The organism is Ensifer adhaerens (assembly GCF_020035535.1).
Classification (GTDB): domain Bacteria; phylum Pseudomonadota; class Alphaproteobacteria; order Rhizobiales; family Rhizobiaceae; genus Ensifer.
Genome location: NZ_CP083349.1, coordinates 1,167,833 through 1,194,747, shown reverse-complemented (window position 1 = coordinate 1,194,747; position 26,915 = coordinate 1,167,833). Strand labels below are relative to the sequence as shown.

The following is a 26,915-nucleotide window of genomic DNA, read 5'->3' as shown; positions in this document are numbered from 1 at the left end:
CCATTTAGCCGGCGATGTAAGCCTTGATTTGCTCGGTCTCGTGCTCGATCGCACGGATATGATGCTTGATCACATCTCCGATCGAAACGATGCCTGCGAGCTGACCATTCTTTTCGACCGGCAGGTGGCGAGCCCTGAGCTTGCTCATCATTTCCATCAGGGACTGGACGGACATTTCCTCGGTGCAGCAGTAGACGTTCTGCCACATGACAGCCGCGACCGGCCTTTCGAGACAAGTCGCTCCTTGCTTGGCGATCGCTGCGACGATGTCGCGCTCGGTGAGGATGCCTGCGATCTGATCGTCCGCATCGACGATGATGACCGCACCGATATGATTGTCACGCAAGAGAATGGCAGCCTGTTGGACTGTCATCTGCGGGCCGACCGTTACGACGTTGCGGCCCTTTTCATCGAGTATTGCTTTTACTGACATGCGCACATCTCCCGTTGCGACAACACCGGGTCGGCAGGGAAAGGTTCAGCCGTCTCTCGTGCGGTACGGTCGGGCGATGGAACCTGTACCCTGGCCGCCTACGAACGCCAATCCACGTGCTCCTCAGACGCGGACGAGCCTCCAATACCCGGCCTTCACGGGCCGCCCTGTCTTTCGACAACCGGCGACCGTATCAAATGGTGCGCCAGCGTCCTGGGGAAATCAAGCACTCACAAGCGCCATCCGCCGATCTTTCGCAGTTGTCAGTCGCGAGGGTCGAAGAGGCCGAAGAGCAGGAAGCCGAAGAGGAAACCGCCGATATGGGCCTCCCAGGCGATGCTGCCTGCACCGCCAGGCGTGAACATGCCGAGCCCGATCAGAAAGTTGGTGAGGAACCAGATCCCGGCGAACATCACGACAGAACGATTTGCCAGGGCCTCACTGACGGGCAGCCTTCGGTTGAGATGGGCAAACTGCCGGCTTATCCGCCCGCTTGGCGAAAAGACGAAACGCGCCGCCGCCCCCATGAAGCCGGAAACTACACCCGAGGCACCGACCACCACGATCATTTCGCCCCAATGAAATGCGGTGTGAAGCGCAACAGCAGCCGCGGCCGAGAGGCACCAGAACACCGCCAGGCGTCCCATGCCGATGCGGCGCACGACCGGCGCACCGAAAGCAACCATCCAGAAGATGTTGAAGATCAGATGCTCCCAGCTGCCATGCAGGAACGAATAGGTGATCGGGCTCCAGAGCCAGGCGAGCCCCTGCTCGGCCAAGGGATGATCATAGCGCGCCGGCAGAAAGGCGAAATTGAAGATGATCTCCTGATCGATGGCTGGCGACAGAACATAGGTGCGCAACGCGTGAATGGCGATCAGGAACAGCAGAATGCCGGTGAGGCCCGCGGGCAGATTGAAAGCAGGCTCACGTGACGGACTGGCGGCGCTGTCCCGGTCCGTCTCCGGTGGCGTTGCCGTCTGATCTCGTTCCATGGTTGCCGCTCTCTCCATCGATTGGCCCGTTCGATCGCATTCGATCGAGGCGATGGCATGACACCGCGGGATTCGGACCGGACTGGGGCGACCAGCCATAAGCAAACAAAAAAAGACCGTCCAGTAAAAACTGAACGGTCGCCAAGCTCAAATCCGAGCTCCAGTTCAAGTGCCGAAGCCAACGCCTCGTGAAGTCATGTCCTCCAGTGCCAGTCGCGGTGCCCGAACGCAATCGAAACCGTTCGTTAACCTTAATTTCGGGCTGGCACGGTTTTCGCACCATTCATCTCAAGACCGCAAAGAACGGCCGAACATGTGCCAGACCGGTACACGCGGGTCGCAGAAACGGAATGAATGCAAGATGCGCAGCAACACGACCACGGAACTTTTCCGATATTGGAACACCATTCGCGGCAAGCGCGAGCTTCCCCGCCGGGATGAACTCGAACCAGGTGATATCCGCCTTCTGTTGCCCAACCTGTTCATCCTCGAGCGTGAACGCAACGGCATCTCGTTTCGACTGGCGGGAACACATGTCTGCGCACTCTTCGGCCTCGAGCTGCGCGGGCGGCAATTCGGCATGCTTTGGCTGAACGCGCAGGCGGCGAAGACGCAGCGCATCGCCGGCCAGGTGATGACGCATCGGGTGCCGGTAATGCTGTCGGCCAAGGGGCGCACGGCCGATGCTCGCGAGATTGAGGTCGAAACGCTGCTGCTGCCACTTGCCTCGACAGAGGGCGCAAGCGACCGAATCCTTGGCGCGCTCTCGCCACTTTCTCGCCCGTACTGGTTGCATGCAACTTCAGTGGAAGGTCTCGACGTCACCGGGATGAAAGTCCTCGATCCCGATCGTACCGCCGTGTTTCGCGAAGAACCGGCAGCAGAATCCATCTCCCCGCGTACGGAATCTCGCGCTGGCGAAGGACTTTTGGGAGAGTTCCGTCGTGTTCGGCATCTGCGCATCCTGGAGGGTGGACGCAGCGGCTGATTGCCGCCGCTGTCCCGAGTTGGGCGCCCGGACCAACCGCAGGACGAACATTCTATTAACCCGAACGTTCTAAACTCTGGCTGCGAAAATACGTCATGCAGAGTCACCATGTTCTCGTTCCAGCACGCTCAGAATACCGCTCCAAAGCCGCATCACGAAGGTGCGTTCCAGCGCGTTTCGGTGAACCTTTCGGGACGGCTGATGCTCGCCAATCATGACGAATTCGAGTGCACCGCCGTCGACATGTCGCCCGGCGACGTGTTGCTTTCGTCACCGGCCCGGCCTAGGGCGGGTGAACGCATCATTGCCTATATCGACCATGTCGGCCGCCTTGAAGGTACCGTTTCGCGCCTCGCCGACGACGCCTTCGTGATCCAGCTCAACGCCACCGAGCGCAAGCGCGAGAAGTTGGCGGCACAGCTCACCTGGATCGCGAACAAACACGAACTCGGCCTGCCCGAAGACCGGCGTCATGACCGCCTTGCCCCGCGCAAGACGGTAACCGAACTGACGCTCGACACCGGTGAAAAATTCCCCTGCCGCATCATCGACCTTTCGCTGTCGGGCGCTGCCGTCGACATAGAGAACCGGCCACCGATCGGCACCCCGATCATGCTCGGCAACATGAAGGGCAAGATCGTGCGCCATTTCCAGGAAGGCTGCGCCATCGAGTTCTCGGGCGTGCAGTCGCGCGAAGCGCTGACGGAATTTCTCTGAGGGTGCCTCTGCACCGTCTTCACCTGCCCTACCCCAGACCAATGTCGTTGCCGCGCCTGCTCAACCGAGCGCTGGCCTCCTGAGGCGCCGCGCCATTTCTTGCGGTTGAGCCGATCGCCGCACGAAGCCCCAGCCGATCGTTGGCCCGACCTTGCCACGCTCAGAAAACCCTCCGCTTCGAAGTAGATCTGCCCCATCAGTCGTGAATAGGCTGCCCGCGCGGCTGGCCGCTCGAAATTGCTACGAGGCGGCGGCCGCTCCATTTCGGAACATCTCGATCTGACCGCCGCCGCCGATCCCCGCAAATATTTTTTCGAAGAATTTCAAGGAGCGCCGCATACTTGAAGTCGAAAAACGGCGAGGGGATCGGCAATACCCGCCGCATGAGCCACCCATTGTCGACCACAGATTTCCGGCCGAAGCGACGCCCGCCGACCCCCATATCGACGCAGCCCCAGTGATTACAATCCCTTATGTAGTCAACAAACCCTGAACCGAAGCTCACTCCGCAGGATAATCGATAAAATTTGATTCAAATTCAATTTAAATATAACTCAAATTCTATTCTTATTTTATTCTTATACGACTTTCATTTGTACTTGTTTTTAGTTCGCAAGTTCGCGAGCGATAAAAACGTCTGTGCCATTGTCGAACCACAACGGGGAGACAATCATGCTCAAGACAATCACCAAGATGATCACGGTTGCGGTCCTTTTGACCGGCGGCCTGGTCGAAACAGCTTTGGCACTTCCGGCCAACATGGTCGTCACCGGTTCCACCAACCCGCCGATCGGTCACTACGAATTCTGCAAGATCTATCCATCGGAATGCACCTCCAACGGCAAGGACCGTGGCCCGATGGTGCTGACGCGCGAAGGTTGGCAGAAGCTTCTCGAGGTCAACTACGACGTCAACCAGGCGATCACCCCGATGACCGACATGGAGATCCATGGCGTCGAGGAGAAGTGGTCCTATCCTGACACGGTCGGCGACTGCGAAGATTACGTGCTGCTGAAGCGCCGCAAACTGATCGAGAACGGCTTCTCTGCGTCGGATCTCCTGATCACCGTCGTCCTGCAGCCGAACGGTGACGGCCATGCGGTCCTGACCGTCCGCACCGACCGCGGCGACTTCATTCTCGACAACATGCGCAACAAGGTGCTGCTGTGGTCGGATACCGAATACACCTACCTCAAGCGCCAATCGACCGAACACTCCGGTCGCTGGGTCAAGCTCCAGGACGGCCGCACTGTTGCCGTCGGCAGCGTCCGCACGCAGTAAGCTTCGAAGACACTGGAGGCGGCGCGCCTGCCGCAGCGGCCTCTCCACTACTGGGCTCCGGTCTACACTATCCCCGTCCAGACCGAGCCTCGGCCGGTTCCGTGTCCCTCGGAACCGGCCGTTTTTTTTTGCCGACGCCCCGCACCGGCCGGCCCGAAGAGATTTTCATCGAAAATTAACCATCCTCGACCAGCGTCGGGCAAGCGACGGCATCCATCCTACGGCGCGCAGGAAAGCGTAAACCGAACCATGGACTACCGGGTTCGGCCATTGCGACGGGACAGCCCAACGATGAGCAGCTCTTCAAATGATATCCGCGAACCGGAACTCCGGCCGCTGCTGTCGCCCGGCTTCGTCTACCGGGTGACCGCGATCGTCGTGGTGCTTGCGGCGCTCACCGCCGCCATCTCGTTTGCTGGACGCTGGTTCGGCGAAAATCTCGCCCTTGCCGGACACACCGCAAGCAATGAGCTTTTTGACATCTTCATCGGCCAGGATCACCTGCGCCTGCCGGCCAACATGATCCGCTTCGAGGCCCAGCGCGCCACCTCGATCGTCGAGCGAGTCGATCTCTATCTGACCTGGCCGAAGCTCGAAGGTTATAGCGACCAGGACCGGGCGCTATTCAACAATGTCGACGCTCCCGAAAGCCTCATCTTCCTGCAGATCTCCCAAAGCACCATGTCGCGCGACATGTCCGGGCGGCTGGAGCCGATCTATTCGCAAGTTTTCGACGGCACACCCACGGCAGGCCCCGCCAGCCTGAGCGAACACGCCGTCAAGGCCACATCGAGCTATGCGGGCGAAGTGTTCTACACGGCAGACACGACGACGAAGTCGCCCTATGTGGTGCGCTGTCTCAAGTCCGACCCTCAAGCGATCTCAACCAGTGCCGATTGCCAGCGCGACATTCACGCCGGAAAGGACCTCGTCGTGCTCTACCGCTTTTCAAACAAGCTGCTACCGAAGTGGCGCGAAATCGACCAAGCGATCGCGACCTTCGTCAAAAACCGTCTCGTGCCCTGATTTCGTCTAACTGGTGTGGTGCAGGCAGCGCGCCGCGCCATTGCGCTACACCGGTATCGCCCTTGTACAAATGCGTTCGATTCCGGAAACCAATCATTCATCATAAACCGATTGGTAACGCTATGCCGATACTGTCTCGAGAACGGTCGTTCCCGGAGGCGGCGTCCGGACAACCCCATGACATGAGAATAAAGAGTAGCGTAGTGTCCCAATCCGGTTTTTTTGATCTCGCGAAGCGCCCGTTCGGTGCTCTCTCAAAGATGGTAGGACGGGTCGTCCTTGCGGGCGCCATCGCATCGGCTGCCTTCGCAGCGCCGGCCTTCGCCGCCTCGGCCTATGCCAATCCGAAATATTCGGGCATCGTCGTCGACGCCAAGACCGGCAAGATCCTTTACGGCGAGGATGCAGACGAACTGCGTTATCCCGCGTCTCTCACCAAGATGATGACGCTCTATCTGACCTTCGAAGCGCTCGAAGCCGGCCGGATCACCAAGTCCACGCCCATCCCCTTCTCGAAGAACGCTTCCGCTGAGCCGCCATCGAAGCTCGGCGTGCGTGCCGGCCAATCGATTACCGTCGAACAGGCGATCCTTTCGCTCGTCACCCGCTCGGCGAACGATGCCTCGACAGCGCTCGGTGAATTTCTAGGCGGCTCCGAGCCGCGTTTCGCCCGCATGATGACGAACAAGGCCCGGGCGCTCGGCATGACGCGCACGACCTATCGCAATGCAAACGGCCTGCCGAACCCGGAACAGCGCACGACAGCCCGTGACCAGGCGCGTCTCGGCCTCGCGCTTCGCCAGCATTTTCCGCAGTATTACGACTACTTCTCCACCCGCAGCTTCCAGTTCGGCAAGCAGACGATCGGCAACCACAATCGTCTGCTCGGCAATGTCCGCGGCGTGGACGGCATCAAGACCGGCTATACCCGTGCGTCCGGCTTCAACCTCGTGACGTCGGCTCAGCTCGAGGGCCGCAGCATCGTCGCCGTCGTTATGGGCGGCACCTCCGGCGCCAGCCGCGACGCGCAGATGCGCCGGCTCGTCGCCAAGTACATGCCTTCGGCATCGCGTCGTGGCGATGGCAACCTGATTGCCGAAACCAAGTCGGCCCCGGTTCCGGCCGAAGAAACCGAAGTCGCTTCGACCGCGCCCGTCGCTGAGACGCCCGTCGTTGCCTCCGCTGCCAGCAAGCACGACCTGCCGAACACCGGCCCGGTTCCCGATTTCCGTTACAACGGCGAAAGCAACAGCAGCGTGCAGATGGCCTATGCCGGCAACAAGCGCGCTTCGGACAATCCTGTACTTTCCCCGAAGATCGTCCCGAACACGCTGGATGCGCAGAGCGTCAAGCTCCGTCAGCCGGTTGCCGCAGGCATGGTCGACGCCCAGATCACCAACTCCGTTCCGAAGAAGGCGGCCGCGGCCGCGAAGGCAGAGCCGGCCGAGGTTGCAAAGGCCGAACCGATGCCGGCCCAGCCGCAGGGCTGGGTAATCCAGATCGGCGCAACGCCAGACAAGGATCAGGCCATGACCCTTCTTGGCAATGCCAAGGACAAGGGCGGCAAGGCACTGAGCAACGCAACGCCGTTCACTGTCGCCTTCGGCCAGGTCTACCGCGCCCGCTTCGGCGGCTTCGACGACCAGAATGCAGCCGTCAACGCCTGCAAGGCATTGAAGAAGAAAGGCATCTCCTGCTGGGCTAGCCAGCAGTAAGGTAAAAAGTTTTGGCGGCCGGATGTGTTTGTTTTCCGGCCACCTTCCTCGGATTTGTATAGCGTAACGAGGTTAATCATGGCGATGAACGAAAACGTTCCGGGCGTTACCCCGCTGCCGGGACGGCGCGCGAAGCCGTCGCGCATCAACCTGCACCCCCTGCACGAGGCGGCCATGCGCATTGCCGACCTCGGGCTCAACAGATCAAAGGCCAAGACCCGCGATCTGGTCGGGATGTTGTTGACGCACGGAGCCCGCGCCTGGCGATCGACACAGCCACGGGCGGGTATTCATCTGCATGTGACGGGGCCGAACCGGCGGCACCCGCTGAAGATGCGGATCACCTCAAGCCCATGATGTTCCAAAGGCGGCCCCTGTGCCGCCTTTTTTCTTGCGCCCTTGTTCGCGCAAGAAGCCTTTCGGCCGATGTGAGCGTCACGTCATCGATGTCGGCGATTAGAGAAGTCCGAGTTCCGCCAGTTCGCGTCGAAGCTCAAGCGGCATTTCGGCACCGTCGCCGGCGAGCGAGGCCAGGTCGCGGGGCGCATCCTTGTCGGTGAGATAGCGCCAGCCCTGGAAGGCGCGCCGTGGCTGCAACTCCGTCTCGACCACTTCCGGGCCAAGCAGCAGATTGCAGCGGCCGATACCCTCGCCATCGGTGAAAGTCTCGATACCGATCAAGGGCTGCCGCGCCTGCACGGTCCCCTTGATCACCCAGTAGAGCGAACCGCCTTCCAGCAATTCCTCGACACGCTTGGGCACCATGCGCGTGGTGTGAAAGGAATGCGGCTCCAGGCCCGCGGCCATGGCCGCCATTGCCTTGCGCGAAACCCATTCGCGAAGGTCCTCGATCGATTCCGCTCCAACGCAGAGCTTTATGAGATGCAGTGACATATCTGTTTTGAACACCCGTCCGGCCGTTGCGGTCAAGCGGCCAGACGCCTTTCATCCACAATCGCCGCTCCTGTCTGGCGATACAGCAATCTTCGCGCGCCCTAACAGGCGCGCGAAGCTGCATGGCTCAACATTCGACGACGTTGACAGCGAGACCACCGGTCGAGGTCTCCTTGTACTTCTCGTTCATATCGACGCCGGTCTGACGCATCGTCTCGATGCAGGCGTCAAGCGGCACGAAATGCTTGCCGTCGCCCTTGAGCGCCAGAGACGCCGCCGTCACCGCCTTGACCGCGCCGAGTGCGTTGCGTTCGATGCACGGCACCTGAACCAGGCCGGCGACCGGATCGCAGGTCATGCCAAGGTGATGTTCCAGTGCGATCTCGGCGGCATTTTCGATCTGCTCGGGCGTGCCGCCCATCACGGCAGCGAGGCCGGCAGCGGCCATGGCGGAGGCGGAGCCGACTTCGCCCTGACAGCCGACCTCAGCGCCTGAAATCGAGGCGTTGTGCTTGATGATGCCACCGATCGCGGCTGCCGTCAGCAGGTAGTCGCGGATGCCTTCCTGATCGGCATCGTCATGGAAGTGCATGTAGTAGCGGATGGTGGCGGGTACGACGCCAGCGGCACCGTTGGTCGGCGAAGTGACAACGCGGCCGCCGGCGGCATTTTCCTCGTTGACCGCCATCGCGTAGACGCTCAGCCAGTCGTTTGCGAGCAGCGGGTTGGTCTTGTTGGAGCGCCACTCCTCCTGCAACTTGTCGTGGATCGAGCGCGCGCGGCGGCGAACCTTCAAGCCGCCGGGCATGATGCCCTCCTGGCTCAGGCCCCGATCGATACAGTTGCTCATCGCGCCCCAGATACGGTCGAGCCCGGCATTCAGTTCGTCCGGCGACATGGTCGCTTCTTCGTTCGCCCGTTTCATCTGGGCGATCGTCATCCCGGAGCGGGCTGCCATGTCCAGCATCTCCTGCGCCGAAGAGAACGGGAATGGCACCTTGACGCCCGCCGCCTTGTTCTTCGAGGCGCGCATGGCCTCCAGTTCCGTGTCGGTCACGACGAAGCCGCCGCCGATCGAATAATAGATCCGCTTCAGCAAAAGCCGGCCGTCGCGGTCGAGCGCAGAGAACGACATGCCGTTGGCGTGGCCGGGCAGCGGCACCTTCTTGTCGAAGACCAGGTCCGTCTTCGGCTGGAATTCGTAGGAAGGGTGCCCAGGCGGCGAAATCCGACCGCTGCGCTCGACCTCGTCGATCAAGGCGTCCATGCGATCGGGATCGACCAGGTCGGGGCGTTCACCGACGAGACCAAGGATCACGGCCCTACCCGTCCCGTGGCCTATGCCGGTATGGGCCAGAGAACCATGCAGGCTGACCTTGATCGCCGCAACGGAAGCATGGGACGGCCGCGGCCAGTCGTCGGAAAGAATGAGATCGAGAAAGCGGTTGGCGGCCGACATCGGCCCCATCGTATGCGAGCTCGAAGGCCCGATGCCGATCTTGAACACGTCGAAGACGGAAAGAAACATAAGTTGCCTGCCCCGGAGACTGACTCGCGGCGCACCGGCATGATTGCCTGTGCGCCGCATTTACGATTGCCTCGATATCACGCTTCACGGTCTGTGCGAACCGGCGCGCTATCCTCATATTTGCTGGACGATTTTATCCTCAGATCGGTTCCGATTTAAGGAAATCCACTACAAATATAGGAACGAAGCCTAAGCGATCCCATAGCAAACGATCAGGCGGTCAACCGACATTCGATCCCATCCGTGCGACATTGGCGTCGCGACATGGCTTTCGGGGAACTGCCGGCTGCCGGAATCAAAACGGCGCGGCTTTTGGGAAGCCGCGCCGTCAATCAGTGGACTTTTCTAGATACTAGATATCAAAGGCCGCCGAAAAGATAAGCAAGAACAAGAACGCCAGCGAAACCGGCTACGGCGCGAGCAGTCACGCCCCAGCAAGACTTCTGAATTGTATTGTCCATGATGTCTCCGAAAAACTCTCAACGGCCGCGGACAGCACATAAGGCGTCCGCGTCTGAGGCCCTGCATATTGAAGAAAGCGTAAATGCGCAATGGGGGAATGTGGCGGAAAGGTGTCGGGCCCCCACCGCACCAAGCGCGAAACTGGTGAAAACCGCGCAATCGGTCGGAAGGAGCGTAGAGAAATTCCGCCGCAATTTCATCACAGTAGTTTACGCGCCGTCGATTCCCATGCCGCCGCGGCCACCTTGCAATTTCCAAAAGCCATGCCAAAAACACGTGTATGACCTTCGAAGATTACATAGCGCTTGTCGTGTTTATCCTGCTTTGGGCGGGTTTCAGCTGGGCGACCGATGGCACGCGCGGCTTCAAGCGCGTGAGTCTCACCCGCCTCATGAACGAGCATCGCGGCCGCTGGATCCGCAACTCGCTCAACCGCGACCTGAAAATGATAGACACGCAGATCATCGCAGGCCTGCAGGCCGGCACCGCCTTTTTTGCCTCGACGACGATCTTCGCACTCGGAGGCTGCTTCGCACTGCTGGGGGCGACCGAACAGGCGCAGATGATCTTTGCGGACATGCCCTATGTCTTCCATGGGGGGCGCACGGCGTTCGAGCTGAAGGTCGGCGGCCTCACCTGCCTCTTCGGCTACTCCTTCTTCAAGTTCGGCTGGTCCTATCGGCTGTTCAACTATTGCTCGATCCTGATGGGCGGCATTCCGATGACCGCCGACATGCAGCGCGACCCGCAGGCAGCGGAGAAGGCAGCGGAACGCGCGATCCGCATGAACGTGCTCGCCGCCAAACACTTCAACGCCGGGCTCCGGGCGATTTTCCTCTCGATCGGGTATCTCGGCTGGTTCATCAGCCCCTATGTCTTCGTCGGGCTGACCGTCTTCGTCATCTTCGTGCTGACCCGCAGGCAGTTCTTCTCGGAGGCGCGCGCGGCGCTGCTGCAGGACGCAACACCCTGACGGCATGCGCGCCGGCCATGCCGAGCGACAGCGGACGGACCCTGATCATTTCCACCAACCAACGACGCGTGTTTGGCGCAAGCCAGCCATGCCATTCTTTCTCACGCCCACAGGATGGCGAACGCCCATGTCCGACAGCAACGTGACTTCACCGGCAACACAGATCCCGGCTCAATCTGGCGCACGGGGGCGGCTCGCCTTTATTGATGTTGCGCGCGGCGCGGCACTGCTCGCCATGGCCACCTATCACTTTGTCTGGGATCTCGAGTTCTTCGGCTATGTTGCTGCGGGAACCGCCGGCACCGGCGGCTGGAAGATCTTCGCCCGGCTCATCGCCAGCAGCTTCCTGTTTCTCGCCGGCTACAGCCTTGTGCTCGGACAATGGCCGAAACTCCGCCTCGACGCGTTCACACGCCGCTTCGCGAAGATCGCCGGCGCCGCGGCGCTGATTACCATTGCGACCTACTTCGCGTTCCCTGACACGTTCATCTTCTTCGGTATTCTGCACGCGATCGCCGCGGCAAGCGTGATCGGCCTCGTTTTCCTCCGGCTTCCCGCGGCCATCTCCATCATCGCGGCCGTCGCAGCCATTGCGGCGCCTTTCTACCTGCGCTCGCCGATCTTCGACGCGCCCTGGCTCTGGTGGGTCGGGCTATCCGAAACACTGCCGCGTTCCAACGATTACGTACCGCTGCTGCCGTGGCTCGGGCCTTTCCTGCTCGGTCTTGGCGCAGCCAAGCTCTTTCACGCGCGCCTTGTCGCGCCCCTGGCAAACCGTCGGTCCACAGGCGACAAGGGCAAACTGTGGATGAGGCCGTTCGTCTTCGGCAGCCGTCACAGTCTGGCCATATACCTCATTCACCAGCCCGTGCTCATCGGACTGGTCTATCTCTTCTCGCTGATTTCACCGCCGACATTGCCGGATCCCAAGCAAGCCTACCGCAGCAACTGCGTCGCGGCCTGCAACCAGGGCAACCCGGCCGTGCCGTGTGAGGCCTTCTGCGGCTGTACGCTCGACCTTCTGGTGCAACAGAACCTGTTCGACGATCTGAACAGGGGAGAGATCAATGTCAGCACCGATGAACGCATTGCGCGAATCGCACGACAGTGCACAATGGACGTGCAATCAGGGGACTAGGACATGAATGCCTATCGTGCCAAGCCGCTGAATTTCCCGTGGCCCGCCCTGCTCTACGGCGTCGCCACGCTCGCAGCCCTTGTTCTGGCGCGACACTCTCCCATCCCGGTCGCTCATGGTCACAGTTGGTTTCCCTGGATCAGCGGCGGCACCCTGATCGTTGCTGCGATCTGGCTGGACCTTTGGGCAGTGAAGACCTTGCTCGACCGGCACACGGCCGTCATGCCCTACCGCTCGGCGACCTGCCTCGTGACCTACGGGCCCTTCCGCTTCACGCGCAACCCGATCTATCTCGGCTATACACTGATGATGGTCGGCTTCGGTCTGGCGACGCTCAATCCGTGGTTTTTCATCACAGCGATTGCCGCGGTGATGCTGACAACGCTATTTGCCATCCGCAACGAAGAGCGGCATCTGCTGTCGCGCTTCGGCTTCGAATTCGAACGCTATTGCCGGCACACCAGCCGCTGGATCTGAAAGCAGCGCCGGAAACTGCGAATAAAAAAGCGCGGCGCCAGCACCACCCTTTGAAACTTTCCTTTTGGAGCGAAAAACGCGTCAGGTACCGACGCCGATTTCCGCGAGGCGCGTCAGGCACGCCTCCTCGACATTGTCGAGCTCTGCCAGCGTGTCTTCGATATCCTTGCGCTTCTGCCGAAGCTCCTCGCGCTTTTCCTCGACACGGCTCATCAACAACCGAAGCTGGCCCATCTCGCCCGGCGGGTCCTTGTAGACCTGGATAATCTCGCGGATTTCGGCAATCGTGAAGCCAATACGCCGGCCACGCAATATTTCCTGGATCAGCCGCCGATCCGCCGGCCGGAACAGCCGCGTACGCCCACGGCGCTCGGGATGAATGAGGCCTTCGTCCTCATAGAACCGCAGCGTCCGGGTCGAGATGCCGAATTCCCGCGTCAATTCGGTGATGCTATAATATTTATTCACGCTGCCATTCCACGATTTACCGCATACCCCCTAAAATCGGCATCGATCTGAGGTCATGACTATGCAGCAGGTCAAAGTGTTACAGCGATCTGAGCGCGTCCCAGAAGATGCGCGCGCTGTAATGCGGATACTATCGTTGACCTTGACGTAAAAGTCAAACAAACGCGCTCACCTTACGTGACGTGGAACCACCAGGTGGCGATGCCGAGAAAGCTGAAGAAGCCGGTGACGTCAGTGATGGCGGTCACGAAGACAGCGGAAGAGACGGCCGGGTCCGCGCCGAAACGATCCAGGCAGAGCGGAACGAGAATGCCGGCAAGCGCCGCAGCCATCATATTGATCAGCATCGCCGTCGCGATGATGCCACCGATGTTCGGGTCCTGGAACCAGAGGCCGGCGAGCAGCCCGATCAACGTACCGAAGATCATGCCATTCAGAAGGCCCACGCCCGCTTCGCGCCGAATGATGCGCGGCGCGTTGTGAATGTCGAGACCGCGGGTCGCGAGCGCGCGCACGGTAATCGTCATCGTCTGCGAGCCGGCATTGCCGCCCATGCCGGCGACGATCGGCATCAGAATGGCAAGCGCCACGATCTGCTGGATCGTCGCATCGAAGAGCCCGATGACGGAGGCGGAAATGCAAGCCGTCATCGAATTGATGAACAGCCAGGGCACGCGCGAACGCGATGCTTCGGCAACCGAGTCCGACAGTTCTTCGTCGCCGACACCGCTCAAGCGCAAAAGGTCTTCCTCGGCCTCTTCCTGGATGACGTCGACGACGTCATCGATGGTGAGAACACCGACCAGCCGGCCGTTGTCGTCGACGACGGCCGCGGAGAGCAGGTCATATTGCTCGAAGAGCTGGGCTGCTTCTTCCTGGTCCATCTCGGCAGGGATGGCGTGGCTGGTGTCGTGCATGATCGCATCGACCTTGACCGAACGCTTGGTGCGCAGCACGCGGTCGAGATCAACGGCTCCCAGCAGCTTGAAGGTGGGATCGATGACGAAGATCTGCGTGAAGCTCTCGGGCAGGTCCTCATCTTCGCGCATGTAGTCGATCGTCTGGCCGATCGTCCAGAACGGCGGCACCGCCACGAACTCGGTCTGCATGCGGCGTCCGGCCGTGCTCTCGGGATAGTCGAGCGAGCGGCGAAGGCGAACCCGTTCCGTGAAGGGAAGCTTCGCCAGGATCTCGTCCTGGTCTTCCTGGTCGAGGTCTTCGAGAATGTAGACGGCGTCGTCCGAATCCATCTCGCCGATGGCCGCGGCGATCTGTTCGTTCGGCAGATGCTCGACGATGTCGAGACGGATGGCTTCGTCGACCTCCGTCAGCGCCGAAAGGTCAAACTCCTTGCCAAGCAGTGAGACCAGTGCCAGGCGCTGTTCCGGCTGGATCGCTTCAAGCAGGTCGCCGAGTTCCGAGGAATGCAGGCCGGCGACATGCTGGCGCAGATAGATCGTATCGCGATCGGCGACCGCGGCCCCGACATGCATGAGGAAATCGGAACGGACCGAACCGTCGTCGGCATAGATGTCCGAGCCGTCAAAGGGCTTGACGTCTTCGGTACCGCTGTCGTCGTCGCCGATATTGCTCATGGGCGTCCTCGAAACGATTGCTGCTTTCCGGTGCTCCAATATAGAGGCCGAAAAGAATGCGTCACTGACGGTTGGTTGGCCCGCTTCCGCCGCCATGCTCCGGAAGTAGGATCGTACAGCCCTGCTAGCGCAAAGCCCTGCCGAGGTCCACAGCACAGATACCACCCCGTGCACGGCGACAACAGTTTTATTCAAGCTGTTGCAAATACATGAAAAACCGGCCCCATCTCGCTACAGTCGACATCGATCGCGCGATCGGCTAGCACTTCTCCTCGCTCCCTGGAGCCGGAATCGATTTCAGCGAGCGAAACAGCAGCCCAAGGTTTACAGCGCCTCTTGCGATCCTCGACGGGACGCGGCGCCGCAGATCGCTGCAGCCGAGGAATATCTGATGGCGATCCGCCCCATTGTCCGCTTTCCCAACCCATTGCTGAGCCAGAAGGCGGACACCGTCACGCGTTTTGATGCGGCGCTTGAGGCGCTTGCGGCCGACCTACTCGACACGATGCGAGCGGCACCGGGAATTGGCATCACGGCGCCGCATATCGGTGTCCTTCAACGGGTGACCGTCATCGAGCTCGATCGGGAAAGCGGGATCAGAACCTTCGTCAATCCGGAAGTGCTCTGGCACGCGGATCAACTGACAAGACATCCCGAAGGCAGCGTTTCGATGCCGGGCGTATCGGAAGACGTCGAAAGGCCACAATCCGTCCGTGTTCGTTATCAGACGCTTGTCGGCGAGACGGTCGAAGAGGAAGCCGATGACCTGATGGCCATTTGCCTGCAACACGAGATCGACCAGCTCAACGGGATCTTCTGGACACAACGCCTCTCGCGCCTGAAGCGCGATCGGGCAATCAAGAAATTCGAAAAGCTGACAAAGGAACAGATGCGCAGCTAGCGCACTGGGCCGTCCGCAACACCAAGTTCGTTACAAATCACCAAGGACCGAACAATGAAACCGACATATCTCGCAGTTCTCGGCCTCCTGGCCCTCGCTGGCTGCAACAGCGCCCAACAGGGCCTGGAGCCCCTTCCCCAAAGCCTGACCTACGGCGAGGACGCCAGCAACAGAAAGACGCAGGCCGAACCGGGCACCATGGTTCAAAACCGTTTCATGTACGAAGGCCAGATGGTCTACGAAACCTATGAGGTTCAACCCGATCACACCTACAAGCTTGTCCGGCGCCGCATGGACCAGAGCGGCCCTGCCGGCAACAGCTGACGCGATGGACGCCAGGCGGGGCGCACGGCCCAGGCTTGGCGCGCACAATCGGATATTTCGGGCCGGCTACCTTGAAAGGGTGGAGTAAACCGCCGCTTCAAAATCAAGGTAACCCTCGATCGAGGCCGGGTCTGCAAAGGGCAGTATCTGCGTGGCCCATATCCCGCCGAGGCCATTTCGGCGGTCGATCCAGTAGTAAAGGTTCGCGAGCCCCGCCCAAGCCAGAGCGCCTGCGGGTCGTCCCGTCGGCGCGGCTTCGTCGTTGATCATGAAGCTAAGCCCCCAGGATTTCGGCATTCCGGGGAAAAACTCGGCATCGTGCGCAAGGCTCGGTATCACCCCGGGAAGCCTTTTGATCTTCTTTTCTCCGAGGCCGTTCTTTTCCGCCATTTCGATGGTTTCGCGTTTCAGCACCCGACCGCCAGGGGCGACCCCGTCATTGAGCCACATGCGGATAAACTTGGCATAGTCCGTAGCCGTCGAGTAGAGGCCGTGGCCGCCCATCTGAACTTCAGGCTCTGGTGGCAGCCTGAAATCAGGCAGCGGCAGCAAACGGCCTGTACCGTCTCTCTGATGCAGGGTGACCGCGCGCGAGGTCATCGATGAGGTCAATGAAAAGCCGGTATCCGCCATGCCAAGCGGCCGAAGTATTCGCTCCATCATCACGTCGCCGAGCCGCCGGCCGGTCACTCCCTCCACCACCTGCCCGGCCCAGTCAAGGTTGCTTCCGTATTCCCATTCGTCGCCCGGGTCGAACAGCAATGGGGTTCGGATGGAGGCGTAGGAGGCCGTTATCACGCTCGGCTGTCCGTGGTGCCTGGCCAGCCTGGCGTAGATCTCGTTGAAGAAATCGTATCCGAAGCCAGCCGTGTGCAAAAGCAGCATGCGGGTCGTAATGTCCCGCCTGGGCGGGCGGAGCTTCGGGTTCCCGGAGGAATCAAAGCCCTCGATCACCTGCAGCTTGCCGATCTCGGATGCGTATTGCTTGGCCGGTGCGTCGAGATCCAGCCTGCCCTCCTCGACCAATTGCAGGCAAGCCGTGCTTGTGATCGCTTTCGTCATCGAGAAGATCGCGAAAACACTGTCGACGGTCATGTCCTCAGCGCCGCCCAACGCACGCTTTCCGGCCGCGCCCGTGTAGATATCGCCCCGATTGTCCGTAACCACGGCAACAACGCCAGGCACGCCATCGGCAGCGTTGACGACAGTATCGAGGATCGTATCGGCAACAGTCTTGAGATCGCCGACCAAGAATACCTCCCAAGCAAACAAGGCTTCATCATTGGCGAGGGTCACCGACCGCGGCCGCGCTCAGCAAAGCGCTTCCAGCCCGCCCCTCGCCCTGGAACACTGGATGAATGTTAGCACCAAATAACATTCCAAGCCATTTCGACTGTGTGGCGAAATGTGGCGGTGCTCTTTATCCTTGTGTCGGGCGCGCGGAGGACATGCACGCGCGGTGGAAAGTCTTGTTGACGTTCGCATGGCTGCGTGCTGGCGCTCGGAAGCTCAGTACCGGCGAAAAAACAAAAAACCCGGCCGAAGCCGGGTTCTTTTGGTGCGGTCGAGAAGACTCGAACTTCCACGGGTTGCCCCACAGCGACCTCAACGCTGCGCGTCTACCAATTCCGCCACGACCGCATCGTGGTAGGGCCGACTTGCGCCGGCGCGGCTGCATGTAGCAAAAGCGCCTGCCATGCACAAGGGACGGCTGTGGACAAATCGAACGATCGCGACGGAAAGCAGCGCCCGAAGCAGCGCGGCGCAAAGGAGCAAGGTTCGAGCGTCTATTCCTGCTCCCGAGAGCCGTGCCGGGACACGTTGTCACCGGGACGAGATCGCGGCAGACATCAACGCGTCACGAGCGAGGCGGACCAGCGTCCTCGCTGCACGTCGAACGCCTGTCCCTGACCAGCAACCTGCTGCGACCGGATCTTTCAAGCATAGGATCCCAGGTAAATCCGGCATTTGCTAAGCTTAAGATAAAAAACAAAAAACCCGGCCGAAGCCGGGTTCTTTTGGTGCGGTCGAGAAGACTCGAACTTCCACGGGTTGCCCCACAGCGACCTCAACGCTGCGCGTCTACCAATTCCGCCACGACCGCATCGTGGTAGATGTCGACTTGCGCCGACGGGGCTGCATGTAGCAAAAGCCCCTGGGGCGCACAAGGGGATGACGACAGAAATTTGACGGGAACGAAAACTATTTCAACAGCCCGTTCGCGAAGCCTTGGAAACGCTGGACTCTTGCCTCGCCTCATCCCATGTACAGGCTCTCAAGGCACAGGAATACCGAGCGAATGCAGCGTGACAATCTGAACCAGGACATGTTTGCCCCTCCAGAATCGGCCCCGGTTCGCTGGCGAATTGCCTCTGAACTGGTGGATTATCCACAGGCGGTCGAGCTGATGGAGCAGGAAGCTGCGGCAATCGCCGCTGGCACCGCTGACGAACTCGTCTGGCTGGTGGAACATCCCCCACTTTATACAGCCGGCACCAGTGCCGATGTCGCTGACCTGGTGATGCCCGATCGCTTTCCGGTGTTCGCCACGGGCCGCGGCGGCGAATACACCTATCACGGGCCGGGCCAGCGCGTCGTTTACGTCATGCTCGATCTCAAGCGCCGGAAGCAGGACGTACGCGCCTTCGTTGCGGCGCTCGAAAGCGTCGTGATCTCTACGCTCGATTCGATGAATGTCCGGGGCGAGCGGCGCGAAGACCGGGTTGGGGTCTGGGTGCGCCGCCCGGAAAAGCCTCCCCTGCCCGACGGCTCAATGTCGGAAGACAAGATCGCCGCGATCGGGATCCGTCTGCGCAAATGGGTGAGCTTTCACGGCTTCGCTCTGAACGTCGATCCGGATCTCGACCACTTCGGCGGCATCGTGCCCTGCGGCATTCGCGGTTACGGCGTGACCAGCCTCGTTGACCTTGGCCTGCCGGTCATGATGCCCGATGTCGACATCCGCCTGCGCGAGGCGTTCGAGGCGATCTTCGGCCCGACCAGGAACGATGCGGCGTGACCCTGATCAGCTTGCGGCCCGCCTGCTGGCTTGCCGCTCGCGCCAGATAATAAAGAGCCCCGAGCCGACAATGATGGCGATGCCGAGCCATTTGGAGAGCGACGGGAAGTCTCCGAAGATGAGGTAGCCGAGCGCCGTCGCCGTAACGATCTCGAAGTAGTGGAACGGCGCCAGCAACGACACGGGTGCTGCCCGGAAGGCCTTGACGACCAGCAGGTGGCCGTAGCCGGAGAGCGCGCCGAGCACGACAACCAACGTCCACCCAAGCGACGACGCCGGCAACGAGGGCGCGAAATCGGCACTCCCCATGCCGTTACCGACCAAAATCACCAGCCCCATCGTCAGCGTGCCGCCGATTCCGGCGATGGTCTGCATCGTCAGCGGCGAGTCGCCTGTCCCGACCGCGCGATTGAGAAGCAGGTAGCACGCAAAGACGAAGGCGCAGGCAACCGGCAACAGCGCGGTTATGCCGAAAGCGGCAAAACTCGGCTGGATGACGATCATCGCTCCACCGAAGCCGACGACGATGGCAAGCCAGCGCCGCCAGCCGACCTTCTCCTTGAGGAACACGGCAGAAAGGCAGGTCAGGATGAAGGGCTCGACGAAATAGATGGCAAAGGTGTCGGCGAGCGGCATGTACTTCACGGAAATGAAGAAGAACAAGGCTGCTGTTGCCAGCAGCACGCCGCGCAGCAGATTGGCGAAGGGGCGCTTCGGCTTCAGCGCCCGCAGGCCGCCGGCGCGAAGCAGCATGGGCAAGGTCGCCACGAGCTGGAAGAAGAATCGATAGAATGTCACTTGGCCGGGCGACATGCCCTCGTAGACAGCCATGTATTTCGCAATCACATCCATGCCGGGCAGGATGACCATCGCGAACAGCATGATGGCGACGCCTTGCATCACGGTATCGGTGGGCTCGGCGGCCGCAGTTCGGGAGTCAGTCATAAGGGCAAGCTCCGGTTGGCCGCCGCACATTAGAGCCTGAGCCGCGCTTTTCAACGGCCGAAGATGCGCCGGGGAACGAACTATCCGCGCCTTAGCCGCAATTGACGGTGTTTTTGGCGCTTCGGGGTGGTCCCTCGCCGGTCAAATGCCTATAAGCTCGGGACAATCTTCAGCCCCGGAAATCGAAAGCGGCTCTCTACCTCTTCTCCGGGACCTTTGAACGTAACCGTGGCAAAGGAGATATCCATGCGCTTGTCCACCGAAACGATGATTGCCCGCCTGCGCGATACCAGTGATGGTGACACGTTGGGTGGACGCATCTGGAGGGCGCGCGACGCCGCCAATCTCAGCACCAAGGATCTTGCCGACCAGCTTGGGGTACGCACCGAAACGGTCGCCGCCTGGGAGCGCGACCGTGCCGAACCCCGGACGAACCGGCTCTTCCTGCTTGCCGGTGTGCTGGGCGTTACCCCGGCGTGGCTGATTGCCGGCCTCGGCAAGGCGCCGGATTCGGACACGGTCGATGACGAGCGCGACGGCATCCGCGAACAGCTTGCCCTGGTCAAGAAGCTGCACGAACAGACCGGCAAGGCGATCGCCGCACTTGAGATGGAACTCAATCGCGTTCAACAGAACATTCGTTAGCTTATTGCCGATTCCAACTTGCCGCCGTTCTGGCGGCCCGAAACCATTTTATCCAAAGGGAGAAAATAGATGGACGTACGCGCCGCCGTTGCCGTTCAGGCAGGCAAGCCGCTCGAGGTCATGACGGTTCAACTCGAAGGCCCAAAGGCCGGCGAGGTGCTGATCGAGGTCAAGGCCACCGGCATATGCCACACCGACGACTTCACGCTGTCGGGCGCCGACCCGGAAGGCCTGTTTCCTGCGATCCTCGGCCATGAAGGCGCCGGCATCGTCGTCGACGTCGGCCCGGGCGTCACCTCGGTGAAGAAGGGCGACCACGTCATTCCGCTCTACACGCCCGAATGCCGCTCCTGCCCGTCGTGCCTGTCGCGCAAGACCAACCTGTGCACCGCCATCCGCGCGACGCAAGGCCAGGGCCTGATGCCGGACGGCACCTCGCGCTTCTCGATCGGCAACGACAAGATCCACCACTACATGGGCTGCTCGACCTTCGCCAACTACACGGTGCTGCCCGAGATTGCCGTCGCCAAGGTCAATCCGGACGCCCCCTTCGACAAGATCTGCTACATCGGCTGCGGCGTGACCACCGGCATCGGCGCCGTCATCAACACGGCCAAGGTCGAGATGGGCGCGACCGCGATCGTCTTCGGTCTCGGCGGCATCGGCCTCAACGTCATCCAGGGCCTGCGTCTGGCCGGTGCCGACATGATCATCGGCGTCGACCTCAACAACGACAAGAAGGCCTGGGGCGAACGCTTCGGCATGACCCACTTCGTCAACCCGAAGGAGGTCGGCGACGACATCGTGCCTTACCTCGTCAACATGACCAAGCGCGGGGCCGACCAGATCGGCGGCGCCGACTACACCTTCGACTGCACCGGCAACACCAAGGTGATGCGCCAGGCGCTCGAAGCCTCGCATCGCGGCTGGGGCAAGTCGGTGGTCATCGGCGTTGCCGGCGCCGGCCAGGAGATCTCCACCCGGCCGTTCCAGCTGGTCACCGGCCGCAGCTGGATGGGCACCGCCTTTGGCGGCGCGCGCGGCCGCACCGACGTGCCGAAGATTGTCGACTGGTACATGGAGGGCAAGATCGAGATCGATCCGATGATCACCCACACGATGCCGCTCGAAGACATCAACAAGGGCTTCGAACTGATGCATTCCGGCGAAAGCATCCGCTCGGTGGTGCTATACTGAGCTCTTAATTTGATTCAGGAAGGCGCCGGAGTCGATTGATTTCCCGGCGCCTTTTCAGTCCCGTTGAGAAATTGATTCAAGATGATCTATGTCGATGCAGATGCCTGCCCGGTGAAGGCGGAGATCCTGAAGGTGGCCGAGCGCCACGGAATAGAAGTGACTTTCGTCGCCAATTCCGGCCTGCGCCCTTCGCGTGACCCGATGGTGCACAATGTCATCGTCTCGGCGGGTTTCGATGCAGCAGACAACTGGATCGCCGAACGGGCACATGAGGGCGATATCGTCGTCACCGCCGATGTGCCGCTGGCCGTGCGCTGCGTTGCCGCCGGCGCGCTCGTCACCGGTCCTTCCGGCCGCCTCTTCGACAAAAGCAATATCGGCATGGCATCGGCGATGCGCGACCTCGGGCAACACCTGCGCGAAACCGGCGAGAGCAAGGGCTACAACGCCGCCTTCAGCCCGCGGGATCGCTCTGCCTTCCTCGAAACACTTGACCGACTCGCGCGCCAGTCGAAAAAGTGACAGCACCACGAGCAAGCCCGCGGTGGACCGCAATCGCAAGGGGCATATGAATGACGGCGACGACAAAGCTCAGGCACTGGCCCTTCTACACCGCCCTGATCTGCGGCGCGCTGACCGTGCCGGTTCTCTGGTTCTTTGCGCGCCCCTTCGTCCTCGAAGGCGCGGCGATCACCTTCTTCTGCGTTTACCTCGTCATGAGCTGGCGGCGCCTACGGATGATGACGGGCAGACACCTGAAAACGCACGCCCGGAACACCGATGAGCCGGAAGCGGTGATCTTCCTCGTGACAATTGGCGCCGCAGCGACCTCCCTCGTCTCGCTCTTCTTTGCGCTCAACGGCCAGAAAACCGGCTCGGCCCTGGCGCTCGGCCTCGCCTTTGCCTCCGTCGTGCTTGGCTGGGCGACGATCCACATGATGGCGGCTATGCACTATGCCCATGTCTACTGGATTCCGAACCAGGATCAGCAAACAACAGAGCCGGCACGCGGCCTCGAATTTCCCGAGACGCCCGAGCCCGGCGGTTACGATTTTCTCTATTTTTCCTTCGTCGTCGGCATGACGGCGCAGACATCTGACGTCGCCATCACGACGACGGCCATGCGGCGCATCAACCTGATGCATGCCATCGTTTCGTTCTTCTTCAACACTGTGCTCGTTGCCGCCGCCGTCAATGCGGCCGTGCAACTTGCTGGCTGAGCAGCTTATCCAAGGAGCATTCCATGAAAGTCCTTTCGCAAAACACCGCCTTCGGCGGCATGCAGGGCGTCTATTCGCACGATTCTGAGGCCTGCAACGGCGAGATGACCTTTGCCGTTTTCGTGCCGCCGCAGGCGATCAAGGAGCCGAGACCGGTGCTCTGGTACTTGTCCGGCCTTACCTGCACGCATGCCAACGTCATGGAGAAAGGCGAGTATAGACGCATGGCCTCCGAACTCGGCCTCATCGTCGTCTGCCCGGACACCAGCCCGCGTGGCGCCGACGTTGCCGACGAGTTGACGAACTGGCAGATGGGCAAAGGCGCCGGCTTCTATCTCGACGCCACCGAAAAGCCCTGGGCTGAACATTATCAGATGTATACCTACATCACCGAAGAGCTGCCGGCCTTTGTCAGCCAGCACTTCCGCATGGACATGAGCCGCCAGGGGATCTTCGGTCATTCGATGGGTGGTCACGGCGCCATGACGATCGCCCTCAAGCACCCGGATCGGTTCAAGAGCTGCTCGGCCTTCGCTCCCATCGTCGAGCCATCGACGGCCGATTGGTCGGTCGGCGCGTTCGAAAAGTACCTCGGAACCGATCGCGCCGCCTGGCGACAATACGATGCCTGCGCCCTGATCAAGGACGGTGCGCGTTTCCCTGAATTCCTGATCGACCAGGGCAAGGCCGACGGCTTCCTTGAAAACGGATTGCGACCCTGGCTGTTCGAAGAAGCCGTGAAGGGCACGGGCATCGATCTGACGTTGCGCATGCACGAGCGCTACGATCACTCCTATTATTTCATCTCGACCTTCATGGACGATCACCTGAAGTGGCACGCCGATCGGCTGGCCTGAGCCGAATTGACCCGGAGCGACTGATGACCCACCTTCTTCTCGTCGGCGCCGGCGGCGCGATCGGCTCGATCCTGCGCTACCTCGCCGGTCTCTGGGCCATTCACCGCTTCGGGCCCAGCTTCCCGTGGGGCACCCTCGGGGTCAATGTCACAGGCTCGTTCCTGATCGGCCTGCTCGCGGAAATGATCATGCGCAAGTTTGGCGCGTCGCCGGAAATGCGCGTATTCCTCATCACCGGTGTTCTCGGTGGCTACACGACCTTCTCCGCCTTCTCATTGGATGCAATCACGCTCGCCGAGCGAGGCGATGTCGTGCTTTCGATCGTCTACGTGATCGCCAGCGTGGCGCTTTCGATCCTCGCGGTCTTCAGCGGGCTGGCTCTGGTGCGCGCAATAGTCTAAAGGCTGCTCCCACAGGCGCTGCGTATCCATGGGGAAACGCGGCGCATTGCTGCATTGGCCCCCATTCATCATCGTTTCGAGGGCATGGTAATGCAGCGGCCAAAGGATTGCGGCAGCCTTTGCGCGCCTGAAGCGTTATTCTTGCGTCCATCCCAACGCAGGAGCTTCGGACCGACGCGCGACGCTGCGGAAACAGAAAGCAGGTTCGCTCAAATGGCAGGCATAGAACACAGACAAGTGGACGGTGACGAAGCAGGCATGCGCCTCGATCGCTGGTTCAAGGTGCATTTCCCAGGGTTGGGCTTCGGTCCGTTGCAGAAGCTCCTGCGCTCCGGTCAGATTCGTGTCGACGGCGCACGCGCCAAATCCGACACCCGTATCCAACCCGGCCAGACGATCCGCATCCCGCCGCTCGGCGTTGATTCCAAGGAGGCAAAGACCGGCCCGATCGCCGGCCGCGACCTCAGGCATTCGCCGGACAGCGAACTCCTGTCGCGAATGGTGCTGCACGAGGACGCCAAGGTAATCGTGCTGAACAAGCCGGCCGGGCTTGCAGTCCAGGGCGGCTCCGGCGTCAACCGTCACATCGATCAGATGCTCGAGGCATGGACCAACCAGCGTGGCGAAAAACCTCGCCTGGTGCACCGCCTCGACCGCGACACCTCCGGCGTACTTGTCATCGCCCGCACGCGCGGCGCCGCACAGAAACTGACTGCCGCCTTCCGCGAGCGTGATACCAAGAAGACCTACTGGGCGCTGGTAAAGGGCGTGCCGCGCAAGCGCGAAGACCGCATCTCGACCTGGCTGGTCAAGGAACAGACGCCGGACGGCGACCGCATGCGCATCGCCAAACATGGCGAAGATGGTGCCGACCACGCCATATCCTACTACCGCATTCGCGAACAGGCTGCACACAACCTCGCCTGGCTGGAAATGGAGCCCTATACCGGCCGCACCCATCAGCTTCGCGTCCATGCCTTGCACATCGGGCACCCGATCCTCGGCGACCCCAAGTATTTCGATGCCGATATCAACTGGAGCCTGCCCGGCGGCATGCAGAACCGTCTGCACTTGCACGCACGCCATATCGATATTCCGCACCCGGATGGTGGCCGCTTGCGCGTGACCGCGCCGCTGCCGCCACACATGGTCCAGAGCTGGAATTTGCTGGGCTTCGAAGAGAACGAACCCGGCGAGGACGACTGATGAAACTGGCGCTTTTTGATTGTGACGGCACGCTGATCGACAGCGGTGGTCTGATCCATGAAGTGATGGCGCGCACTTTCGAGGCGTTCGATCTCGAACGCCCGCCCCTCTCGGCGACCAAGGGCATCATCGGCCTGACGCTCGACATCGCCATCGCCCGCCTGCTCGGCCGCGAGCACGTGGACGACCTGGCGCTGGCCATGACAGCCCACTACAAATCGATCTTTGCGGGCGTGCGCGGCGAAGCGGGCTTCCAGGAGCTCTTGTTTCCGGGCATCGCCGACATGATGCAGACGCTCTCGTCGCGCGAGGCGTTGCTGATCGGCGCCGTCACGGGCAAATCGCGGCGTGGCCTGACCCATATCTCCGAGACACACGGCTTCGACCGGATCTTCTTCGTCTCCCGCACAGCCGACGACTGCCCCTCCAAGCCACATCCGGCGATGGTGACGGAATGCTGCTCGGAAGCCGGCATCGACGCAAAGGATACGGTCGTCATCGGCGACGCTATCTACGACATGCAAATGGCCAAGGCTGCAGGTGCCGCCGCCATCGGCGTCGCCTGGGGATATGCATCCGTTCCTGACCTCATCGAGGCGGGTGCGGACTTCGTCGCCCGGACGCCGGCCGACATCATTGAATGGATGGAACACAATCATGCCTGATATTCGTGACGAACTCAGCGGTACGATGAGCCACGAGGATCCAGTCCGCCGCGCGCAGATCCAAATGCTGAAACCGCTGCCGAAGCGCTTCTACAAGGAGGTCAGCATCGCCGTGGCCGAAGGCGACACGCACAGCGTGCTGCTCGACGGCCGCACTGTACGCACGCCAGCCAAGCAGCCGCTTGCCGTGCCGACGCGCAAGCTCGCCGACATGCTCGCCGCCGAATGGGAGGCGCAGACCGAGGTCATCGACCCCGCCCGCATGCCGATCACCCGCCTCGTCAACACAGCGCTCGACGGTGTCGCAAAAGACCAGCGCTCCGTCTTTGACGACATCCTGCGCTTTGCCGGAACCGACATGCTCTGCTATCGCGCCGACAGCCCGGAAGGGCTGGTCGCGCGCCAGAACGAGATCTGGAATCCGGTGCTCGACTGGGCGCAGCAGACGCTCGGCGCCCGCTTCATCCTCGCCGAAGGCGTAATCCACCAGGAACAGCCGGAAGAGGCGCTTTCCGCCTATGCCGAGGGACTGCGCGCTTTCGCCACGCCGCTCGGCCTCACCTGCATCCACACAGTGACGAGCCTGACTGGTTCGGCCCTTTTGGCACTTGCCTTCGCCTCCGGCCGGCTTTCGGCTGAGGAGGCCTGGACGGCCGCGCATGTGGACGAAGACTGGCAGATCGAGCACTGGGGAACCGACGAGGAAGCCTTCCGCCGGCGCGAAAACCGCTGGCAGGAAATGCAGGCAACCGCCGCGGTCCTGGACGCCCTTCGCTGAAATTCACGTGATATCGCTGAATACGATTGCGGGCTGCGCGTCTTTCATGACGCGCAGCCCGCTTCAT

The 26,915-nt window shown here is 61.3% G+C and carries 29 protein-coding genes and 2 tRNA genes; 21 read left to right on the top strand and 10 right to left on the bottom strand.

Annotation, left to right across the window (positions count from 1 at the left end; genetic code table 11):
- Nucleotides 1–4: 4 nt before the first annotated feature.
- Entirely contained in the window at nt 5–433 is a 429-nt protein-coding gene (locus LAC81_RS05855; protein WP_223727056.1) for a CBS domain-containing protein, read from the bottom strand.
- Nucleotides 434–696: 263 nt separating this feature from the next.
- Nucleotides 697–1,428 carry a rhomboid family intramembrane serine protease gene (locus tag LAC81_RS05850; RefSeq protein WP_223727055.1) on the bottom strand — a complete coding sequence of 244 codons (732 nt, stop codon included), beginning with the start codon at nt 1,426–1,428 and terminating at the stop codon, nt 697–699.
- A gap of 196 nt (nt 1,429–1,624) precedes the next feature.
- Here LAC81_RS05850 and LAC81_RS05845 point away from each other — a divergent pair, with 196 nt between their 5' ends.
- The 6 genes from LAC81_RS05845 (at nt 1,625) to LAC81_RS05820 (ending at nt 7,512) form a co-directional block, all read left to right on the top strand.
- Complete coding sequence (locus LAC81_RS05845) at nt 1,625–2,416, top strand: PAS domain-containing protein (protein WP_223727054.1); 792 nt, start codon at nt 1,625–1,627, stop codon at nt 2,414–2,416.
- 108 nt (nt 2,417–2,524) lie between these two features.
- Nucleotides 2,525–3,133, top strand: a complete 609-nt coding sequence (locus LAC81_RS05840) for a PilZ domain-containing protein (protein ID WP_223727053.1) — start codon at nt 2,525–2,527, stop codon at nt 3,131–3,133.
- Between the two features lie 672 nt (nt 3,134–3,805).
- Nucleotides 3,806–4,414: a transglutaminase-like cysteine peptidase gene (locus tag LAC81_RS05835; RefSeq protein ID WP_419195804.1), complete on the top strand. Its 609-nt coding sequence runs from the start codon at nt 3,806–3,808 to the stop codon at nt 4,412–4,414.
- A 291-nt stretch (nt 4,415–4,705) separates the two neighbouring features.
- Nucleotides 4,706–5,440: a hypothetical protein gene (locus tag LAC81_RS05830; RefSeq protein WP_223727052.1), complete on the top strand. Its 735-nt coding sequence runs from the start codon at nt 4,706–4,708 to the stop codon at nt 5,438–5,440.
- A gap of 182 nt (nt 5,441–5,622) precedes the next feature.
- Nucleotides 5,623–7,155 (top strand): D-alanyl-D-alanine carboxypeptidase, encoded by a 1,533-nt coding sequence (locus LAC81_RS05825; RefSeq protein ID WP_223727051.1) that lies wholly within the window; start codon nt 5,623–5,625, stop codon nt 7,153–7,155.
- 78 nt (nt 7,156–7,233) lie between these two features.
- Nucleotides 7,234–7,512 (top strand): hypothetical protein, encoded by a 279-nt coding sequence (locus tag LAC81_RS05820; RefSeq protein ID WP_113537743.1) that lies wholly within the window; start codon nt 7,234–7,236, stop codon nt 7,510–7,512.
- A gap of 99 nt (nt 7,513–7,611) precedes the next feature.
- On the opposite strand, the gene LAC81_RS05815 is transcribed toward LAC81_RS05820, so the two are convergent.
- Together LAC81_RS05815 and LAC81_RS05810 are read right to left on the bottom strand one after the other, a co-directional pair.
- Nucleotides 7,612–8,049 (bottom strand): DUF1489 family protein, encoded by a 438-nt coding sequence (locus LAC81_RS05815; protein ID WP_223727050.1) that lies wholly within the window; start codon nt 8,047–8,049, stop codon nt 7,612–7,614.
- Nucleotides 8,050–8,176: 127 nt separating this feature from the next.
- Nucleotides 8,177–9,577, bottom strand: coding sequence for an L-serine ammonia-lyase (locus LAC81_RS05810; RefSeq protein ID WP_223727049.1), 1,401 nt, complete (start codon nt 9,575–9,577; stop codon nt 8,177–8,179).
- Between the two features lie 742 nt (nt 9,578–10,319).
- Between LAC81_RS05810 and LAC81_RS05805 the strand changes: the two genes are divergently transcribed.
- The 3 genes from LAC81_RS05805 (at nt 10,320) to LAC81_RS05795 (ending at nt 12,627) form a co-directional block, all read left to right on the top strand.
- A complete protein-coding gene (locus LAC81_RS05805) occupies nt 10,320–11,012 on the top strand; it encodes a DUF599 domain-containing protein (protein ID WP_113537746.1) in 693 nt (230 codons plus the stop codon).
- A 127-nt stretch (nt 11,013–11,139) separates the two neighbouring features.
- The gene (locus LAC81_RS05800) at nt 11,140–12,150 is read left to right on the top strand and encodes a heparan-alpha-glucosaminide N-acetyltransferase (RefSeq protein WP_223727769.1); all 1,011 of its coding nucleotides are present in this window, start codon (nt 11,140–11,142) and stop codon (nt 12,148–12,150) included.
- Between the two features lie 3 nt (nt 12,151–12,153).
- Nucleotides 12,154–12,627, top strand: coding sequence for a methyltransferase family protein (locus LAC81_RS05795; RefSeq protein WP_223727048.1), 474 nt, complete (start codon nt 12,154–12,156; stop codon nt 12,625–12,627).
- A gap of 81 nt (nt 12,628–12,708) precedes the next feature.
- Here the strand turns inward: LAC81_RS05795 and LAC81_RS05790 are convergent, their stop codons facing one another.
- Nucleotides 12,709–13,095, bottom strand: coding sequence for a MerR family transcriptional regulator (locus LAC81_RS05790; RefSeq protein ID WP_113537749.1), 387 nt, complete (start codon nt 13,093–13,095; stop codon nt 12,709–12,711).
- A gap of 173 nt (nt 13,096–13,268) precedes the next feature.
- On the bottom strand, nt 13,269–14,690 hold the full coding sequence (gene mgtE / locus LAC81_RS05785) for a magnesium transporter (protein WP_223727047.1): 1,422 nt from the start codon (nt 14,688–14,690) through the stop codon (nt 13,269–13,271).
- Nucleotides 14,691–15,081: 391 nt separating this feature from the next.
- Here mgtE and LAC81_RS05780 point away from each other — a divergent pair, with 391 nt between their 5' ends.
- Entirely contained in the window at nt 15,082–15,591 is a 510-nt protein-coding gene (locus LAC81_RS05780) for a peptide deformylase (protein ID WP_223727046.1), read from the top strand.
- 54 nt (nt 15,592–15,645) lie between these two features.
- On the top strand, nt 15,646–15,915 hold the full coding sequence (locus tag LAC81_RS05775) for a hypothetical protein (RefSeq protein WP_223727045.1): 270 nt from the start codon (nt 15,646–15,648) through the stop codon (nt 15,913–15,915).
- A gap of 66 nt (nt 15,916–15,981) precedes the next feature.
- Here LAC81_RS05775 and LAC81_RS05770 read toward each other — a convergent pair whose 3' ends face one another.
- From LAC81_RS05770 to LAC81_RS05760, 3 genes are all read right to left on the bottom strand, one after another.
- Entirely contained in the window at nt 15,982–17,166 is a 1,185-nt protein-coding gene (locus tag LAC81_RS05770; RefSeq protein ID WP_223727768.1) for a serine hydrolase domain-containing protein, read from the bottom strand.
- Between the two features lie 305 nt (nt 17,167–17,471).
- Nucleotides 17,472–17,556, bottom strand: a tRNA-Leu gene (locus tag LAC81_RS05765).
- A 378-nt stretch (nt 17,557–17,934) separates the two neighbouring features.
- Nucleotides 17,935–18,019: transfer RNA gene (locus LAC81_RS05760), tRNA-Leu, on the bottom strand.
- Between the two features lie 195 nt (nt 18,020–18,214).
- Between LAC81_RS05760 and lipB the strand changes: the two genes are divergently transcribed.
- The gene (gene lipB / locus LAC81_RS05755; RefSeq protein WP_223727044.1) at nt 18,215–18,934 is read left to right on the top strand and encodes a lipoyl(octanoyl) transferase LipB; all 720 of its coding nucleotides are present in this window, start codon (nt 18,215–18,217) and stop codon (nt 18,932–18,934) included.
- 6 nt (nt 18,935–18,940) lie between these two features.
- Here the strand turns inward: lipB and LAC81_RS05750 are convergent, their stop codons facing one another.
- Complete coding sequence (locus LAC81_RS05750) at nt 18,941–19,879, bottom strand: DMT family transporter (RefSeq protein WP_223727043.1); 939 nt, start codon at nt 19,877–19,879, stop codon at nt 18,941–18,943.
- A 246-nt stretch (nt 19,880–20,125) separates the two neighbouring features.
- Between LAC81_RS05750 and LAC81_RS05745 the strand changes: the two genes are divergently transcribed.
- The 9 genes from LAC81_RS05745 (at nt 20,126) to LAC81_RS05705 (ending at nt 26,848) form a co-directional block, all read left to right on the top strand.
- A complete protein-coding gene (locus tag LAC81_RS05745; RefSeq protein WP_223727042.1) occupies nt 20,126–20,524 on the top strand; it encodes a helix-turn-helix domain-containing protein in 399 nt (132 codons plus the stop codon).
- Between the two features lie 69 nt (nt 20,525–20,593).
- Nucleotides 20,594–21,721, top strand: coding sequence for an S-(hydroxymethyl)glutathione dehydrogenase/class III alcohol dehydrogenase (locus tag LAC81_RS05740; RefSeq protein WP_223727041.1), 1,128 nt, complete (start codon nt 20,594–20,596; stop codon nt 21,719–21,721).
- A gap of 81 nt (nt 21,722–21,802) precedes the next feature.
- Complete coding sequence (locus LAC81_RS05735; protein WP_113541373.1) at nt 21,803–22,243, top strand: YaiI/YqxD family protein; 441 nt, start codon at nt 21,803–21,805, stop codon at nt 22,241–22,243.
- 50 nt (nt 22,244–22,293) lie between these two features.
- Nucleotides 22,294–22,941: a DUF1345 domain-containing protein gene (locus LAC81_RS05730; protein ID WP_223727040.1), complete on the top strand. Its 648-nt coding sequence runs from the start codon at nt 22,294–22,296 to the stop codon at nt 22,939–22,941.
- A 23-nt stretch (nt 22,942–22,964) separates the two neighbouring features.
- Complete coding sequence (gene fghA, locus LAC81_RS05725; protein WP_223727039.1) at nt 22,965–23,798, top strand: S-formylglutathione hydrolase; 834 nt, start codon at nt 22,965–22,967, stop codon at nt 23,796–23,798.
- Nucleotides 23,799–23,821: 23 nt separating this feature from the next.
- The gene (crcB, locus tag LAC81_RS05720) at nt 23,822–24,199 is read left to right on the top strand and encodes a fluoride efflux transporter CrcB (protein WP_223727038.1); all 378 of its coding nucleotides are present in this window, start codon (nt 23,822–23,824) and stop codon (nt 24,197–24,199) included.
- A 213-nt stretch (nt 24,200–24,412) separates the two neighbouring features.
- Nucleotides 24,413–25,405 carry an RluA family pseudouridine synthase gene (locus tag LAC81_RS05715; RefSeq protein WP_223727037.1) on the top strand — a complete coding sequence of 331 codons (993 nt, stop codon included), beginning with the start codon at nt 24,413–24,415 and terminating at the stop codon, nt 25,403–25,405.
- Complete coding sequence (locus tag LAC81_RS05710) at nt 25,405–26,070, top strand: HAD-IA family hydrolase (RefSeq protein WP_223727036.1); 666 nt, start codon at nt 25,405–25,407, stop codon at nt 26,068–26,070. Before LAC81_RS05715 ends, LAC81_RS05710 begins: the two co-directional genes overlap by 1 nt.
- Complete coding sequence (locus LAC81_RS05705; RefSeq protein ID WP_223727035.1) at nt 26,063–26,848, top strand: ATP12 family chaperone protein; 786 nt, start codon at nt 26,063–26,065, stop codon at nt 26,846–26,848. Before LAC81_RS05710 ends, LAC81_RS05705 begins: the two co-directional genes overlap by 8 nt.
- Nucleotides 26,849–26,915: the final 67 nt, after the last annotated feature.

Bases quoted from the DNA above. Each gene is read 5' to 3' on its own strand.
- mgtE (WP_223727047.1), bottom strand. From the start codon at position 14,690: ATGAGCAATATCGGCGACGACGACAGCGGTACCGAAGACGTCAAGCCC.
- LAC81_RS05730 (WP_223727040.1), top strand. From the start codon at position 22,294: ATGACGGCGACGACAAAGCTCAGGCACTGGCCCTTCTACACCGCCCTG.
- LAC81_RS05775 (WP_223727045.1), top strand. From the start codon at position 15,646: ATGAAACCGACATATCTCGCAGTTCTCGGCCTCCTGGCCCTCGCTGGC.
- LAC81_RS05855 (WP_223727056.1), bottom strand. From the start codon at position 433: ATGTCAGTAAAAGCAATACTCGATGAAAAGGGCCGCAACGTCGTAACG.
- LAC81_RS05795 (WP_223727048.1), top strand. From the start codon at position 12,154: ATGAATGCCTATCGTGCCAAGCCGCTGAATTTCCCGTGGCCCGCCCTG.
- LAC81_RS05740 (WP_223727041.1), top strand. From the start codon at position 20,594: ATGGACGTACGCGCCGCCGTTGCCGTTCAGGCAGGCAAGCCGCTCGAG.
- fghA (WP_223727039.1), top strand. From the start codon at position 22,965: ATGAAAGTCCTTTCGCAAAACACCGCCTTCGGCGGCATGCAGGGCGTC.
- crcB (WP_223727038.1), top strand. From the start codon at position 23,822: ATGACCCACCTTCTTCTCGTCGGCGCCGGCGGCGCGATCGGCTCGATC.
- LAC81_RS05825 (WP_223727051.1), top strand. From the start codon at position 5,623: ATGAGAATAAAGAGTAGCGTAGTGTCCCAATCCGGTTTTTTTGATCTC.
- LAC81_RS05835 (WP_419195804.1), top strand. From the start codon at position 3,806: ATGCTCAAGACAATCACCAAGATGATCACGGTTGCGGTCCTTTTGACC.
- LAC81_RS05810 (WP_223727049.1), bottom strand. From the start codon at position 9,577: ATGTTTCTTTCCGTCTTCGACGTGTTCAAGATCGGCATCGGGCCTTCG.
- LAC81_RS05780 (WP_223727046.1), top strand. From the start codon at position 15,082: ATGGCGATCCGCCCCATTGTCCGCTTTCCCAACCCATTGCTGAGCCAG.
- LAC81_RS05715 (WP_223727037.1), top strand. From the start codon at position 24,413: ATGGCAGGCATAGAACACAGACAAGTGGACGGTGACGAAGCAGGCATG.
- LAC81_RS05830 (WP_223727052.1), top strand. From the start codon at position 4,706: ATGAGCAGCTCTTCAAATGATATCCGCGAACCGGAACTCCGGCCGCTG.
- LAC81_RS05815 (WP_223727050.1), bottom strand. From the start codon at position 8,049: ATGTCACTGCATCTCATAAAGCTCTGCGTTGGAGCGGAATCGATCGAG.
- LAC81_RS05735 (WP_113541373.1), top strand. From the start codon at position 21,803: ATGATCTATGTCGATGCAGATGCCTGCCCGGTGAAGGCGGAGATCCTG.
- LAC81_RS05705 (WP_223727035.1), top strand. From the start codon at position 26,063: ATGCCTGATATTCGTGACGAACTCAGCGGTACGATGAGCCACGAGGAT.
- lipB (WP_223727044.1), top strand. From the start codon at position 18,215: ATGCAGCGTGACAATCTGAACCAGGACATGTTTGCCCCTCCAGAATCG.
- LAC81_RS05750 (WP_223727043.1), bottom strand. From the start codon at position 19,879: ATGACTGACTCCCGAACTGCGGCCGCCGAGCCCACCGATACCGTGATG.
- LAC81_RS05710 (WP_223727036.1), top strand. From the start codon at position 25,405: ATGAAACTGGCGCTTTTTGATTGTGACGGCACGCTGATCGACAGCGGT.
- LAC81_RS05820 (WP_113537743.1), top strand. From the start codon at position 7,234: ATGGCGATGAACGAAAACGTTCCGGGCGTTACCCCGCTGCCGGGACGG.
- LAC81_RS05840 (WP_223727053.1), top strand. From the start codon at position 2,525: ATGTTCTCGTTCCAGCACGCTCAGAATACCGCTCCAAAGCCGCATCAC.
- LAC81_RS05800 (WP_223727769.1), top strand. From the start codon at position 11,140: ATGTCCGACAGCAACGTGACTTCACCGGCAACACAGATCCCGGCTCAA.
- LAC81_RS05805 (WP_113537746.1), top strand. From the start codon at position 10,320: ATGACCTTCGAAGATTACATAGCGCTTGTCGTGTTTATCCTGCTTTGG.
- LAC81_RS05845 (WP_223727054.1), top strand. From the start codon at position 1,625: ATGTCCTCCAGTGCCAGTCGCGGTGCCCGAACGCAATCGAAACCGTTC.
- LAC81_RS05850 (WP_223727055.1), bottom strand. From the start codon at position 1,428: ATGGAACGAGATCAGACGGCAACGCCACCGGAGACGGACCGGGACAGC.
- LAC81_RS05745 (WP_223727042.1), top strand. From the start codon at position 20,126: ATGCGCTTGTCCACCGAAACGATGATTGCCCGCCTGCGCGATACCAGT.